Origin of the sequence: uncultured Sphingomonas sp. (assembly GCF_934560975.1) — a bacterium.
Lineage (GTDB): Bacteria > Pseudomonadota > Alphaproteobacteria > Sphingomonadales > Sphingomonadaceae > Sphingomonas_I.
The window spans coordinates 24178-38849 of record NZ_CAKTFO010000007.1 but is presented as its reverse complement, the minus strand read 5'-3'; the positions used below and the strand labels follow the sequence as shown (position 1 = coordinate 38849).

Sequence of the window (14672 nt, the reverse complement as noted above, 5' to 3'; positions counted from 1 at the left end):
ACGCCTTTTTCTTTGTTTCGGAGCGACGGATGACCAGCTGGAGCGGCGCGGGTTTGATGGCGATCACGCTGGCGGCACTCGCCGTTCCGGCTCACGCCTCTCCATCGGTCTTCACCTCCACCCCGGACGATCCCGCTGCCGTCACCGTGAAGGGCGTAGGCGACGGCAAGGCCGACGACGGCGACGCCCTGCAACAGGCGATCGACCAGGCCGCGACGCATAAAGCGGGCGGCATCGTCTTCGTGCCGCAGGGCACGTATCGCATCAGCCGCACCCTCTTCATCTGGCCGGGCGTGCGCGTCTATGGCGTGGGGGCCAAGCGGCCGGTGATCCTGCTCGGTCGCAAGACGCCGGGCTTCCGGCGCGGCCTGTCCAACATGGTGATTTTCGCGGGTGGCCGGCGGGAGCGCGATCCCGCCGACGCCCGTCGCATCGCCTTCCCCCCGCCGGGCAGCGTGCCGTTCAACAAGGATGTGGCCGACGCCAATCCCGGCACCTTCTACTCGGCGCTGAGCAATGTCGATTTCCGGATCGAGGCGGGCAATCCCGCCGCTACCGCCATCCGCTTCCACGCGGCGCAACATGCCTTCCTCAGCCATATCGATTTCGACATCGGCTCGGGGCTCGCCGGCCTCTACCATGTCGCGAACGAGGCGGAGGACCTGCACTTTCGCGGGGGCCGCTACGGCATCCTTGCCGAAAAGCCGTCGCCGGCCTGGCCGTTCGCTTTGGTCGATTCCACGTTCGAGGGGCAGCGCGACGCCGCCATTCGCGAGCATGAGGCCGGGCTGACCCTGGTCAACGTCGCCTTCCGCAACACGCCAATCGGGATCGAGATCGATCGCGGCTATGGCGACTGGCTGTGGGGGCAGGATGTGCGTTTCGAGGGCGTGAAGCGCGCCGGCCTGGTCATCTCCAACGAACGCAACGTCTATACGCAAATCGGCTTCCAGAACGTGTCGGCCACCGGCACGCCCACCTTTGCGCGTTTCCGCGAGAGCGGCAGGACGGTCGCGGGCAAGGGCGCGTCCTATCGCGTCGCGTCCTTCACCCATGGCCTGACCCTGCCCGGTGTCGGCCAGATGGGCGCCTATCGCACCGACATGAACGCCACGGCGGAGGCGGCACCCGCCGCCGCGCCGGAGCGCGCCATCCGCCCGCTGCCGCCCGTGTCCGAATGGGTCAGCGTGCGGACGCTGGGGGCGAAGGGCGACAACAGCACCGACGACACCGCCGCGCTCCAGCGCGCGATCGACACGCACCGCGTCCTTTATTTCCCGGCGGGCTTCTACCTTGTGTGCGACACGCTGCGGCTGCGGCCGGACAGCGTGCTGATCGGGCTGCACCCCAACCGCACCCAGATCGTCCTGCCCGACCAGACCCCGGCCTATCAGGGCGCGGGCGCGCCCAAGGCGCTGGTTGAATCGGCACAGGGCGGCGACAACATCGTCGTCGGGCTCGGCCTTTCCACCGGCGGCATCAACCCGCGCGCCACCGCCTTGCTGTGGACCGCCGGCGCCAATTCGTTGGTCAACGACGTCAAGTTCCAGGGCGGGCACGGCACCAACCTGTTCGACGGCACCCGTATCAGCCCCTACAATGCCAACCAGAGCGGCGACGCCGACCCCGCCAAACGGTGGGATGCGCAATATGCCAGCCTGTGGGTGACGCGCGGGGGCGGGGGCACCTTTGCCAATATCTGGAGCCCCAACACCTTCGCCCATCCCGGCATCTACATTTCCGACACGGACACGCCGGGCCGGATCATCCAGGCCTCGGTCGAGCATCACGGTCGTACCGAAATCGGCCTCAACCGTGTCGCAAACTGGGAATTGCTGGCGCCGCAGACGGAGGAGGAGGGCGGCGAAAGCCCGCAGGCCATCTCGCTCGAAATCCGCGACTCGCACGACATATTGGTCGCCAACTGGCACGCTTATCGCGTCACCCGCACGCATGAGGCGGTGTCGGCGGCGGCGCGGCTCTACAACGTCCGCGACATCCGCTTCCGCAACGTGCACGTAAATGCCGAAAGCGGGCTCGGCACCTGCGACGAAAATGGCTGCGCGACCTTCCTGCGCGCGAACAAATTCCCGTACGAGAATGCGATACAGGACGTGACGCACGGGCTGGACGTGCGCGAGCGGGAGTTCGCGGTGCTGGACGTGCCGGCCACGCCCGCGGCCGTCGCACCCGCAACCTTCGATGGGCGCTCGGTCGAGAAGGTCGCCGACGGCTTCCACTCGATCGGCGGCGCGGCGGTGGATGGGCAAGGCACGCTCTACTTCATCGATCGCCGGCGGCAGCGCATCTACAGCTGGTCGGACGCGCGCAAGCTGTCGATCGTCCGCGACCAGACGCTCGATCCCGTAAATCTGGCGGTCGACCGATCGGGCAATCTGCTGGTCCTGTCGTCCGATGGTCGCAACGGGACGGTCTACAGCCTCAAGCCCGGCAGCCCGGACGACCAGCTGTCGGTGATCCCGCCCACGCCCGCCGCGCCCCATGCCGGTGCCGCGACCGTGCTGCCGGTCAATTGGTGGAACAATGGCGAGTTCCGGGACCAGCTGAACCTGAACACTCTTCAGTTCACGACGCTGGCGGAAATGTTCGCCCGCGACATGGCCGTAGCCAAGGCGCGGGAATATGTCTCCCCGGACGGCAGCCTGGTCCTGCCCGCCTATCGCGTGTTCCAGCAGGGGCCGGCCACCTTCCGCGGCTCGCGTTTCTCCGACGCGCTCGACACCTACGGCTTCACCACGGCCAGACCGGGCGAGCGCCTGTTCGTCACCAACGCATCGGAGAACAGAACCTATAGCGGCCTGCTCGGGCAAGGCGGTGCGATCACCGACCTGCGGGTCTTTGCCGATCGCGGCGGCGAAAGCGTCGCGGTGGATGGCGACGGCCGGGTCTATGTCGCGAACGGCCAGGTGTTCGTCTACGCCCCGGACGGGCGGGAGATCGGCCGGATCGACGTGCCGGAGCGGCCCTTGCAACTGGTGTTCGGCGGACAAGACAAAAGCGACCTGTTCATCCTGACCCACCATGCTTTCTATCGAGCGGCGCGGCGGTAGAGCCCCGGCCTGCGCATTCCCGTCCTCCCGCAAAGGCGGGAGCCTGGCCGGCCGGCGATACAGTTCGGGTTCCGTCTGCGGGAGCACGAGGGTGTGTGATGATGGCCGACGGAGTCGTTAATCCTCCGCTTCTATTACCGCCGTGCGTGCCGGTTTTGGCTGATCCAGCATGACCTGCACCAACGCGCGATAGGCCGTGCCATCGCCGACGACACCCACCTCCGCCTCCAGCGCGCGGTAAGCCGACAGGACAGTGCGGCCGCATTCGGTCAGGCGCGCGCCCCGCTCGCGACCGCCGCCGGACAGCGTTTCCACCAGCCGTTCGTGGAAGCAGCGGTTCATCTCATCCACCAGCAGCCAGGTGCGGCGATAGCTCATGCCCAGCGCGCGGGCGGCGCCCTTGATCGATTGTTCGCGGGCGATCACGTCGAGCAGGTCGGCCTTGCCGGGCCCCATCGCGACCGCGTCTCCGCAAAACAGCTGCAGCTTCACCTTGAGTGGTCCGATGTGCATGGCGCCCGTCAACTGGTTCGATCCGAGGGGCAACTTGCCGCCACCGCCGGCCGTTGATCAAGCCATCCCATTCTTCGCATCCAAGGATCCGTTCCACGATGTTCAGCAGCGTCAACCCGGCCACCGGCGACACGATCGCCACCTATCCCGAACTCGATACGGCGGAGCTGGAGCGCAAGATCGCGCTGGCGACGCAGGCGTTCGACGGCTGGCCCGCCACGCCGGTCGCGACGCGGACCGATCTGCTTCGCCGCATTGCCGACCAGTATGACGCCAACACCGACCGGCTCGCCCGCATGGCGACGGCCGAGATGGGCAAGACGCTGGCGTCAGCGGTGGCGGAGGTGGAGAAATGCGCCGCCGCCTTCCGCTTCTATGCGGAGCAGGGGCCGGCCATGCTGGAGGCCCACACCACCACGCTGAAGGATGGCGGCACGGCGGAGGTGCATTGGCTGCCGCTGGGTCCGGTGCTGGCGATCATGCCATGGAACTTCCCCTATTGGCAGGCGGTCCGCTTCCTCGCGCCCACCATCCTGGCCGGCAATGTTGGCCTGCTGAAACATGCCAGCATCGTGCAGGGCGTCGCCGGCCTGATGGAGGAGATGGTGGTCGCGGCGGGCGCGCCGGAGGGGCTGTTCCAGAATCTGGCGGTGAAATCGCCTGCCGTGGCCGACATCATCGCCGACGACCGCATCGCCGCCGTTACGCTGACCGGCAGCGAAGGCGCCGGCATATCGGTGGCGGAGCAGGCGGGCCGTTACCTGAAGAAAATTGTGCTGGAACTCGGCGGGTCCGACCCGTTCGTCGTCATGCCCTCCGCCGACCTCGACAAGGCGGCGGAACAGGCGGTCAAGGCGCGCATCCAGAATGCCGGACAATCCTGCATCTGCGCCAAGCGGATGATCGTCCACGCCGACGTCTATGACGCCTTCATGGATCGGTTCGCGGCGGCGATGCAGGCGGTGCGGGTCGGCGATCCCCTTGCGGATGACAGCGACATGGGGCCGCTGTCCAGTTTCGAGCAGCGGGACACCGTGATCGGCCAGCTGGCGGAGGCGAAGAAACTCGGCGCGACCCTGCTGTTCGGTGGCGAGCCGCTGGAGGGGCCAGGCGCCTTCCTGTCGCCCGGCATCCTCACCGACGTGCCGCCCGACAGCCCGTTCAAGCATGAGGAGGTGTTCGGCCCGATCGCGATGGTGTTCCGCGCGCGGGACGTGGACGATGCGGTGCGGCTGGCCAACGACATCCCCTTCGGCCTCGGCTCGTCCGTCTGGACGGAGGACAAGGAGGAGCAGGCGCGCTTCACCCGCGACGTGGCGGCGGGCATGATGGCGATCAACCAGATGCTGGCCTCATCGCCCGAGGCGCCGTTCGGTGGCATCAAGCGGTCGGGCCATGGCCGCGAACTGGGCGCGTTCGGCCTGCACGAGTTCATGAATGCCAAGACCGTGCTGCGCGCCAAGGCCCTGCCCGCCACCCCGTCCGAACAGGTGGAGTGACGGGCACGGGCGACGTCACGGCTTGGGCTTGAATGAGAACAGTTCGGTCCGGATCGCGGGCGGCGCGCCGGGCTTGAACCACATCGTATCCTGGATGTGGCTGGCGGTGACGTAGATCGTGCCGTCCGGCCCTTCGGAGAAAGTGTCCGGCCAGCGCAGGCGGCGGTCGGTCAGCACCTTTTCCACGCCCCCGCCGTTCAGCCGCGTGATCGAGAAATCGGTGGGCGAGGTGAGGTAGAGCGTGCCCGCCTTGCTCATCCACAATCCGTCCGCGACATGGGTCTGGGCAACCGTGCGGACGGCGCGCGCGCGATCCTGGTCGCTGACCTCGGCGCGGAGCTGCGCGGTGTCGATCGCGTAGAGCGTCTTGCCGGTCAGCGCCTGCCAATACAGCGTGCGGCCATCGTTGGAGAGGGCGATGCCATCCGACGCGAAGGTCGGCTGGCGGCCGTCCGGGCGGACCAAGGGCTTGCCGTCGATCGTTACCTTGACCGTCTTGTCGATCTGGGTCGAGGGGTGCCCGTCCAGCGCGCGCCAGCTGCGGCCGCTGTCCAGGTCGACCACGATGATCGCCCCGCGCGTGCCGCTGTCGGTGATGTAGCCGAGCTTGCCGTCGGGCGAGAAGCGGATGTCGTTGAGGTAGGTGCCCTGCAGCGCCACGTCGCCGGGCACCGCGATCACCTTGACCACCTGATTGCTGGCCAGGCTGATCTTCACCAGCTTGGGCGCGCCCTCCAGGATCTTCTCGTTACCCGGCGCGCCGGGGTCCAGCACCCAGAGGTTGCCCTGGCCGTCCGGCACGATCGACTGCACGCACACGAAATAGTCGCTCACGGGCAGCTCGTTGGCGCGCGCGTTGCGCCAGCTGTTCCAGCGTGCGTCGGGATAGGGCTTGAGCGAGCCGTCCTGCATCACCTCCGCCACCGACACCGGCGAATCCTCGGTCCAGCGGGGGAAGTTGACGAAGCGGCGGCCTTCCGCCGTGACGGCCACGCCGGTCGCCTGATGCGGGAAGCTGGCGACCTTGGTCAGGCCGGATGCCTGCTGCGCCTGGGCCGCGCCGAACGCCCCGCCGGCCACCGCCGCCGCAACGGCTACGCCCGCAAACAGCCATGTCTTTCTGGTCATGCGCCTTCTCCTTCGTCCTCGACGAATTGTTGATCGGCCACCGAACCACCCGGACTTGCGTCCGTTCCACGCCGGATCGCGCCGCACCGTCCCAGCTCGACGCCGCCGAATGGCCGCCGGTCGGAACGTCTCGCCGCCCACCTTGTTACTGGGGCATGAGGAGTGGGGGCATGATCGTTAACGGGCCGGCACGCCGTCGCGCGGCCGCGTGCATTGGGGCAGATGGCGGCACGGCAGGGTCATGGGCGCGATGACAGGATTGCGGAACCCTGCCGCGGACGATGGCCGTCCACCGCCTGTCGACCTGCTGAACGGCGCGAGTCTGTTTCTCGACTTCGACGGCACGTTGGTCGCCATTGCGGAACGGCCGGACGCAGTGGAGGTCGACGCGGCGCTGGATAGCCTCTTGGACCGGTTGGGCCGGGTGCTGGCGGGGCGCGTCGCCATCATCAGCGGCCGTGCCCTGGCGGAGATCGACCGGTTGATCGCGCGTGGGCGGTTCGCGATCGGCGGCAGCCACGGACTGGAATTACGGTGGCCGGACGGCCGGCTCGACGCGCCGGCCGTTCCCGAATGTTTGGAGGAGATCATAGCCGAGATGCGAAGCCTGCAAGCCACCTATCCCGAGCTTGTGGTGGAGGAGAAGCCGTTCGGCGCCGCGCTCCACTACCGCCAGCTACCGACGGCCGAGCCCGAGTGCCGCGCCCTGGCCGCAAGGTTGGCGCGGCATGAAGGGTTCGCGCTGCAATCCGGCAAGATGGTGTTCGAGATTCGCGCCGCCGGGCACGACAAGGGATCGGCGGTACGCGCGTTGATGGGCGACCCCGCGCTGACCGGATCCCGCCCGATCTTCATCGGCGACGACGACACGGACGAAGCGGCGTTCCGCGCCGTGGCCGAACTGGGCGGCGCGGGCATCCTGGTCGGGCCCGGGCGGGGTACGGCGGCGCGCTACCGGCTGGCGGACGTGCCGGCGACACATCAATGGCTTCACCACGCAGCGGAGGCGCTGGCATGACCCCCGATCTCGATCTTTGGCCCATCGGCAATTGCCAGGTCAGCGCGCTGATCGACCGCGCCGGCAGCTTCGTCTGGGCGTGCGTGCCCCGCGTTGACGGCGACCCCGTCTTCTCGGCGCTGGTCAACACGCATGAGGGCGATCAGCACGGCATCTGGTCGATCGAGCTGGAAGGCGGCAAGGTCGTCGAACAATCCTATCGCCGCAACACCGCCGTGCTGGTGACCCGGCATGAGGACGAGCAGGGCAACGCGATCGAGGTGACGGATTTCAGCCCGCGTTTCCGCCACCACAACCGGCCCTATCGCCCGGTGGCGTTCGGGCGGATCGTCCGCCCGATCGCCGGCGCGCCGCGCATCACCGTCCGGCTGCGCCCCTCCTGTGGCTGGAGCGGCGAGACACCGGCGGTCACCAGCGGGTCGAACCATATCCGCTACCTGCTCGACGCGCAGACCCTGCGCCTCACCACCAACGCGCCGGTCGGCCTGGTGCTGGAGGAGCGCACCTTCCGGCTGGAGCGGGAGCAATGCTTCTTCCTCGGACCCGATGAAAGCTTCAGCGGCGACCTTGCCATCACGCTGGGCCAGATGCTGGCCGACACCACCGCCGAATGGCAGGATTGGGTGCGCGGCCTGGCGACCCCGGTGGAGTGGCAGGAGGCGGTGATCCGCGCCGCCATCACGCTGAAACTCTGCCAGCATGAGGAAACCGGCGCGATCGTCGCCGCCTTGACCACGTCCGTGCCCGAACATGCCGGGTCGCAGCGCAATTGGGACTATCGCTACTGCTGGATCCGCGACGCCTATTACACGGTGCAGGCGCTCAACCGGCTGGGGGCGCTGGACGTGCTGGAAGGCTATCTCGCCTATCTCCGCAACATCGTGGATGCCGCGCATGGCGGGCACATCCAGCCGCTCTACGGCGTGTTGGGCGAGGCGCAGCTGGAGGAGCGGGAGGCGCCCGCGCTCGCCGGCTATCGCGGCATGGGGCCGGTGCGCGTCGGTAACCAGGCCTATGAACAGATCCAGCACGACGCATACGGCCAGATCGTCCTATCCAACGTCCAGGCCTTCTTCGACCAGCGCCTGTTCCGCATGGCGGGCGACGAGGATTTCGACGCGCTGGAACGGGTGGGCGAACTGGCGTGGCAGGTGCATGACAAGGCGGATGCCGGCCTGTGGGAATTGCGCACCCGCCAGTCGGTCCACACCTATTCCGTCGCCATGTGCTGGGCGGCGTGCGACCGCCTCGCCAACGCCGCCGAGGCGCTGGGCCGGGAGGAACGCCGCGCCTTGTGGCAGGAGCGGGCTGACGCGATCCGCGCCACCATCGTCAACCAGGCCTGGCGGGACGATACGCAGCGCCTGTCCGCTACCTTCTCCGGCGACGATCTGGACGCCAGCCTGATCCAGCTGCTCGACCTGCGTTTCCTCCAGCCCGACGATCCGCGCTTCCTCAGCACTTTGTCGGCGGTGGAGGAGGGGCTGCGGCGCGGGTCGCACATGCTGCGCTATGCCACGGAGGACGATTTCGGCCTGCCCGAAACCGCCTTCAACGTCTGCACCTTCTGGCTGATCGAGGCGCTGCACCTGACCGGTCGCCATGCCGACGCGCGCACCCTGTTCGAGGAGATGCTGAGCCGCCGCACCCAGTCCGGGCTGCTGTCGGAGGATATTGATCCGGCATCGGGCGAATTGTGGGGCAATTTCCCGCAGACCTATTCGCTGGTCGGCATCATCAACTGCGCGGTGCTGCTGAGTAAGCCCTGGAACGCCATTCGATGAGCCGCCTGATCATCATCTCCAACCGCGTTTCCACGCCGTCGCCCAGCGGCGGGGCGCAAGGCGGCCTGGCGGTGGCGTTGCAGGCGGCGTTGCGGGAGTATCGCGGCCTGTGGTTCGGCTGGTCGGGCGAGACCACCGAGACCTTTACCGGCCACATCAACTTCCAGCGCGAGGCGGGCGTCACCACCGCCACCGTCGACCTGGAGGAACAGGATGTCGACGAATATTATAACGGCTACGCCAACCGCACCCTGTGGCCGCTGTTCCACTATCGCATCGACATTGCCGAATATGAGCGCGGCTTCGCCGGCGGCTATCAAAGGGTGAATGATCGCTTCGCCGATACCGTCCTGCCGCTGATCGAGCCGGACGACATGGTGTGGGTGCAGGACTATCATATGTTCCCGCTGGGCGAGGCGCTGCGCGGGCGGGGGGTGAAGAACCGGATCGGTTTCTTCCTCCACATTCCCTGGCCGCCGCGCCGGCTGCTGGCGACCCTGCCCGAGGCGGCGGAGCTGACGCGGACCATGTTCGCCTATGACGTGGTCGGTTTCCACACCGACGAATGGCTGGAATCCTTCCGCGACTTCGCCGTGCACGAACTGGGCGCGGTGGAGGAGCAGCCCGGTGTGCTGCGGCTGGACGGGCGCTGCGTCCGCCTGGTCACCGCGCCGATCGGGATCGACACAGCGGCCTTCGTGGACGCATCCCGCTCCACCCAGGCGCGCCTCTCCTATCGCCGGATGCGCGACAGCGCCGACGGGCGCGACATGATCGTGGGCGTCGACCGGCTGGATTATTCCAAGGGGTTGGAAGAACGCTTCCTCGGCTATGAACGCTTCCTCCAGGAGCATCCGGAGGAGCGCAAGGAGGTGTTCCTGCTCCAGATCGCGCCGCCCTCGCGCGGGTCGGTCGAAAGCTATCAACGCATCCGCACCTCGTTGGAGGCGTTAGCGGGGCGGATCAACGGCGCCTATGCCGACGTGGACTGGGTGCCGATCCGCTACGTCAACCAGGGCTATCCGCGCGACGTGCTGGCCGGCATCTACCGCGCCGCCCGCATCGGGCTGGTCACGCCCTTGCGCGACGGCATGAACCTGGTCGCCAAGGAATATGTGGCGGCGCAGGATCCGGAGGATCCGGGCGTCCTGCTCCTGTCCCGCTTCGCTGGTGCCGCCGCGCAGATGGAAGTGGGGGCCGTGCTGGTCAATCCGTACAGCGCGGAGGAAATGTCGGACGCGATCATGCTCGCGCTCAAGATGCCGCGCGAGGAACGGATTACGCGCTGGCGGGCGTTGATGGACAATGTCGCCAAGGAAGACGTGCTGTGGTGGCGCCAATGCTTCACCGACGCGCTGGAGGCGGTGGAGGCGTGATCGCCGGGCTCATCGAAGGAGCCCGGCGATCAAATACGACTATGCGGCGGCGATTGGTCGATCGTCATTTGCCGGGCGACGTCTGCCTGTGTTAACTTCTGATATACGGCCTTGGTTGATACCCAAATCGGCTGCTAGATCGTGCTGTATCTCGCCAGCGGCGAGCCTCCGCTGATTAACGCGGATAGTGTCGTCATTGAGTGTGTGCGCTCTGGTCTGGCAGCCATGTACAACTTGCCCCGATCCGAAGCTCCGACGCGCCAACGTCGGAGCTTCGCCCTTTATAGGGGCTATCAATCCATGTTCCCGGTTCTGAGTGGATCAATCGCAAAATTTGGGTGAGTCTAGTAAATTGCTCACCCAAAAGCACGCTTTACTCCGCCGCCACGCCGGTCGCACCGAACAGCCCGACTTCACCGCTTTCCTCCTCATTCGCCGCATTGCGGGCGGAGTTGGCGGCCTTGCGGCGGTCGAAGCTGTCCCACACGTCGCTCCACTCGCCGCGGGTGGCGGCCTTGGAATATTCGGTGGCGCGGGTTTCGAAGAAGTTGGCGTGCTCGACACCGTTCAGCAGGGGGGCGAGCCAGGGCAGGGGATGCTCCTCGATCATGTAGATCGGCTTGAGGCCGAGCTGCCCCAGGCGCCAGTCGGCGATGTAGCGGACGTAACGCTTGATATCCTTGGGCGTCATGCCGTTGACCGGGCCCATTTCGAACACCAGGTCGATGAACGCGTCCTCGATCTGCACCGTCTTGTGGCACATGTCGGTGATGTCCTGCTTCACCGCCGGCGTCAGGCAGCCGCGTTCCTTGCAGAAGGCGTGGAACAGGCGGATGATGCCTTCGCAATGCAAGGTCTCGTCGCGGATCGACCAGGTGACGATCTGCCCCATGCCCTTCATCTTGTTGAAGCGCGGGAAATTCATCAGCATGGCGAAGCTGGCGAACAGCTGCAGCCCCTCCGTGAAGCCGCCGAACATGGCGAGCGTGCGGGCAATATCCTCGTCGCCGTCCACGCCGAAGGTGGCGAGGTAGTCATGCTTGTCCTTCATCTCCTTATATTGGAGGAAGGCGGAATATTCGGTTTCCGGCATGCCGATCGTGTCGAGCAGGTGGCTGTACGCCGCGATGTGTACCGTCTCCATATTGGAGAAGGCGGTCAGCATCATCTTGACCTCCGTCGGCTTGAACACGCGGCCGTACTTTTCGTGGTAGCAATCCTGCACCTCCACGTCGGCCTGGGTGAAGAAGCGGAAGATCTGCGTCAGCAGGTTGCGCTCGTGATCGGACAGCTTCTGCGCCCAATCGCGGCAATCCTCGCCCAGCGGCACCTCTTCGGGCAGCCAGTGGAGCTGCTGCTGGCGCTTCCAATATTCGAACGCCCACGGATATTCGAAGGGCTTGTAGGAGCGGGAGGCCTGGAGAAGCGGCATGGGAGTAAACTCCGTCGGTTAAGCTGAATAAAGCCAGAAGGCGATGGCGAAGACGATCAGGATCAGGCCGAGGCTGGCGAGCATCGCGCCGGTGATCCTGAGCACATAGGCAAGCTGCGGCGTGGGCGCGAGGCCGAGCAGGCGGCGGACCCGCGCGGGGGCGAGCAGCACCGGCAGCCCCGCCAGCCCGATCACGACACCCAGCGCCGCCATGATCCTGAGCGATAAGGGCATGACCGAACTCATGCGGCTTTCCGCCGGGTCGCGCGTTCCACCGCCGCAACCTCAACCCAAGGAGTAGCAGAATGGCTGACCTGTCGCAGATCCGCGAGCATATGGAAGTGATCGGCGCCGATGGCGTCCACGTCGGAACGGTCGACAAGGTCGAAGGCGACCGCATCAAGCTGACCAAGAAGGATTCGGGTGCCGAAATCGAGGGCGCCGAGGGCGGCCATAGCGGACACCATCACTTCATCTCCGCCGGCCTGATCGCCGACGTCGAGGGCGACCAGGTCCGCCTGTCCGCCAACGCCGACGTCGCCGTGACGTTCGAAGAGGAAGAATAAGGCCGCGCCCTCCCTTCCCGCACGGGAGGGGAGGGGTGCCACCCCGGGCTTCATCCCACCGTCGCTCCTGCGAAGGCCGGGGCGCATTTCTGTTGAGGCTGGGTACAGGCCTTTGAAGTGCGCGCCGGGTGCCACGCCCCGGGCGGTGTCGCCGGACGTGAGAGGCCTGGGCCCCGGCCTGCGCAGGGGCGACAGGGTAGGAGAGAGGCGGACGTGTGCGCTCCCGCTCCGCCTACGCCTTACTGGCAGTCCGGAATGTCCCGCCCCGCCCGCAATCGGGAGGATTACCGGCAGGCAAGCATGTCCCACACCGCCGGTAATCCGGGGGTTTACTGGCAGGCCAGGCACTCGTCATAATCCTTGGCTTCGACCTCGATCTGGCGAAGCTGGGGCGTGTTGTCCGCCTCCACCCCGCCGGCGAAGCCCGCGCGCTGGATCGACTTGGAGCGGAGATAGTAAAGCGACTTGATGCCGAGTTCCCACGCGCGGAAGTGGAGCATCAGCAGATCCCATTTCTCCACGTCGGCCGGGATGAACAGGTTGAGCGACTGCGCCTGGTCGATGAAGGGCGTGCGGTCGGCCGCCAGCTCCAGCAGCCATCTTTGATCGATCTCGAACGAGGTCTTGTAGACGTCCTTCTCGTCCTGGCTCAGGAAGTCGAGGTGCTGGACCGAACCGCCCTGTTCCAGAATCGAGTTCCACACGGCATCGCTGTTCTTGGACTTTTCGATCAGCATCTTTTCCAGATAGGGATTGCGGATCGAGAAGCTGCCGGACAGCGTCTTGTGGGTGTAGATGTTGGCCGGGATCGGCTCGATGCAGGCGCTGGTGCCGCCGCAGATGATGCTGATCGACGCGGTCGGCGCGATCGCGGTCTTGCAGCTGAACCGCTCCATCACGCCCATGTCGGCGGCGTCGGGGCAGGGGCCGCGCTCCACCGCCAGGTTCATCGACGCCTCGTTCACCTGCGCCTGGATGTGCTTGAACATGCGCAGGTTCCAGCTCTTCGCCATCGCCCCTTCGAACGACAGGCCGCGCGCCTGGAGGAAGGAGTGGAAACCCATCACGCCCAGGCCGACCGACCGTTCGCGCGCGGCGCTATATTTGGCGCGCTCCATCCCCGGTTCGGCCCGGTCGATATAGTCCTGCAGCACATTGTCGAGGAAGCGCATCACGTCCTCGATGAACTGCCGGTCGCCATTCCACTGGTCCCACGTCTCCAGGTTGAGCGAGGACAGGCAGCAGACGGCGGTGCGATCCTGCCCGAACTGGTCCTTGCCGGTCGGCAGCGTGATCTCGGAGCAGAGGTTGGAGGTCGACACCTTCAGCCCGGCATCGCGATGATGCTTCGGCATCGCCCGGTTCACCGTGTCGGCAAAGACGATATAGGGCTCGCCGGTGGCCAGGCGGGTCTCGACCAGCTTCTGGAACAGGGCGCGGGCATCCACCTCGCCGCGCTTGGACCCGTCCTTGGGGCTGCGCAGCGTGAAGGGCGCGCCCGCGCGCACCGCCTCCATGAATTCGTCGGTCAGCAGCACGCCGTGGTGGAGGTTCAGCGCCTTGCGGTTGAAGTCGCCGGACGGCTTGCGGATCTCAAGGAACTCCTCGATCTCCGGATGCGAGACGTCGAGATAGCAGGCGGCCGAACCACGACGGAGCGAGCCCTGGCTGATCGCCAGCGTCAGCGAGTCCATCACGCGCACGAACGGAATGATGCCGCTGGTCTTGCCGTTGAGGCCGACCGGCTCGCCGATGCCGCGGACATTGCCCCAATAGGTGCCGATCCCGCCCCCGCGCGAGGCAAGCCACACATTCTCGTTCCAGGTGTTGACGATCCCGTCGAGGCTGTCGTCGACCGAGTTGAGGTAGCAGGAAATGGGCAGGCCACGGCCCGTGCCGCCGTTGGACAAAACCGGCGTCGCCGGCATGAACCACAGGCGCGAGATGTAATCGTACAGCCGCTGGGCGTGCGCCTGATTGTCGGCATAGGCCGAGGCGACGCGCACGAACAGGTCCTGGTAGCTTTCGCCGGGCAGGAGGTAGCGGTCGCGCAGCGTGTCCTTGCCGAATTCGGTCAGCAGCGCGTCGCGGCCATGATCCACCTCAAGCGGAAAGGGCGTGTCGCGCCGGCGGGAACCGGTGGCGGGTGCTTCCGCCGCATGATCGATCAGGGTGGCCATGTCGTGTGTCGCCGTCTCGCCGCTGCCAGAAAGGTCCATTGCGAATCCTGCCCTTGTTCTCGTTCCGTTCGTGCCCGCGCGTCAAGCCCCAGGCCTGATGCATCG

The 14672-nt window shown here is 66.6% G+C and carries 11 protein-coding genes; 6 read left to right on the top strand and 5 right to left on the bottom strand.

Annotated features, from left to right (window positions below):
• Positions 1 to 29: 29 nt before the first annotated feature.
• Positions 30 to 3071, top strand: a complete 3042-nt coding sequence (locus tag Q0D93_RS07045; protein ID WP_294392367.1) for a glycosyl hydrolase family 28-related protein — start codon at positions 30 to 32, stop codon at positions 3069 to 3071.
• 117 nt (positions 3072 to 3188) lie between these two features.
• Here Q0D93_RS07045 and Q0D93_RS07040 read toward each other — a convergent pair whose 3' ends face one another.
• The gene (locus tag Q0D93_RS07040) at positions 3189 to 3584 is read right to left on the bottom strand and encodes a LysR family transcriptional regulator (RefSeq protein WP_294392364.1); all 396 of its coding nucleotides are present in this window, start codon (positions 3582 to 3584) and stop codon (positions 3189 to 3191) included.
• Between the two features lie 98 nt (positions 3585 to 3682).
• Between Q0D93_RS07040 and Q0D93_RS07035 the strand changes: the two genes are divergently transcribed.
• Positions 3683 to 5083: an NAD-dependent succinate-semialdehyde dehydrogenase gene (locus tag Q0D93_RS07035; RefSeq protein ID WP_294392362.1), complete on the top strand. Its 1401-nt coding sequence runs from the start codon at positions 3683 to 3685 to the stop codon at positions 5081 to 5083.
• A gap of 15 nt (positions 5084 to 5098) precedes the next feature.
• Here Q0D93_RS07035 and Q0D93_RS07030 read toward each other — a convergent pair whose 3' ends face one another.
• A complete protein-coding gene (locus Q0D93_RS07030; protein ID WP_294392360.1) occupies positions 5099 to 6211 on the bottom strand; it encodes an L-dopachrome tautomerase-related protein in 1113 nt (370 codons plus the stop codon).
• Positions 6212 to 6452: 241 nt separating this feature from the next.
• Here Q0D93_RS07030 and otsB point away from each other — a divergent pair, with 241 nt between their 5' ends.
• Genes otsB through Q0D93_RS07015 form a run of 3 tightly spaced genes read left to right on the top strand, consistent with a single transcriptional unit; the run spans position 6453 to position 10389 of the window.
• A complete protein-coding gene (otsB, locus tag Q0D93_RS07025; protein WP_294392358.1) occupies positions 6453 to 7229 on the top strand; it encodes a trehalose-phosphatase in 777 nt (258 codons plus the stop codon).
• Positions 7226 to 9013, top strand: a complete 1788-nt coding sequence (locus tag Q0D93_RS07020; RefSeq protein WP_294392356.1) for a glycoside hydrolase family 15 protein — start codon at positions 7226 to 7228, stop codon at positions 9011 to 9013. The genes otsB and Q0D93_RS07020 overlap by 4 nt, the downstream gene beginning before the upstream one ends.
• On the top strand, positions 9010 to 10389 hold the full coding sequence (locus Q0D93_RS07015) for a trehalose-6-phosphate synthase (protein ID WP_294392355.1): 1380 nt from the start codon (positions 9010 to 9012) through the stop codon (positions 10387 to 10389). Before Q0D93_RS07020 ends, Q0D93_RS07015 begins: the two co-directional genes overlap by 4 nt.
• A 373-nt stretch (positions 10390 to 10762) precedes the next feature.
• Here the strand turns inward: Q0D93_RS07015 and Q0D93_RS07010 are convergent, their stop codons facing one another.
• A complete protein-coding gene (locus tag Q0D93_RS07010; protein ID WP_294392354.1) occupies positions 10763 to 11821 on the bottom strand; it encodes a ribonucleotide-diphosphate reductase subunit beta in 1059 nt (352 codons plus the stop codon).
• An 18-nt stretch (positions 11822 to 11839) separates the two neighbouring features.
• Positions 11840 to 12055 (bottom strand): hypothetical protein, encoded by a 216-nt coding sequence (locus tag Q0D93_RS07005; RefSeq protein WP_294392352.1) that lies wholly within the window; start codon positions 12053 to 12055, stop codon positions 11840 to 11842.
• A gap of 71 nt (positions 12056 to 12126) precedes the next feature.
• Between Q0D93_RS07005 and Q0D93_RS07000 the strand changes: the two genes are divergently transcribed.
• Entirely contained in the window at positions 12127 to 12387 is a 261-nt protein-coding gene (locus Q0D93_RS07000) for a DUF2171 domain-containing protein (protein WP_294392348.1), read from the top strand.
• Positions 12388 to 12716: 329 nt separating this feature from the next.
• Here Q0D93_RS07000 and Q0D93_RS06995 read toward each other — a convergent pair whose 3' ends face one another.
• Complete coding sequence (locus Q0D93_RS06995) at positions 12717 to 14606, bottom strand: ribonucleoside-diphosphate reductase subunit alpha (RefSeq protein ID WP_294392347.1); 1890 nt, start codon at positions 14604 to 14606, stop codon at positions 12717 to 12719.
• Between the last annotated feature and the right edge of the window lie 66 nt (positions 14607 to 14672).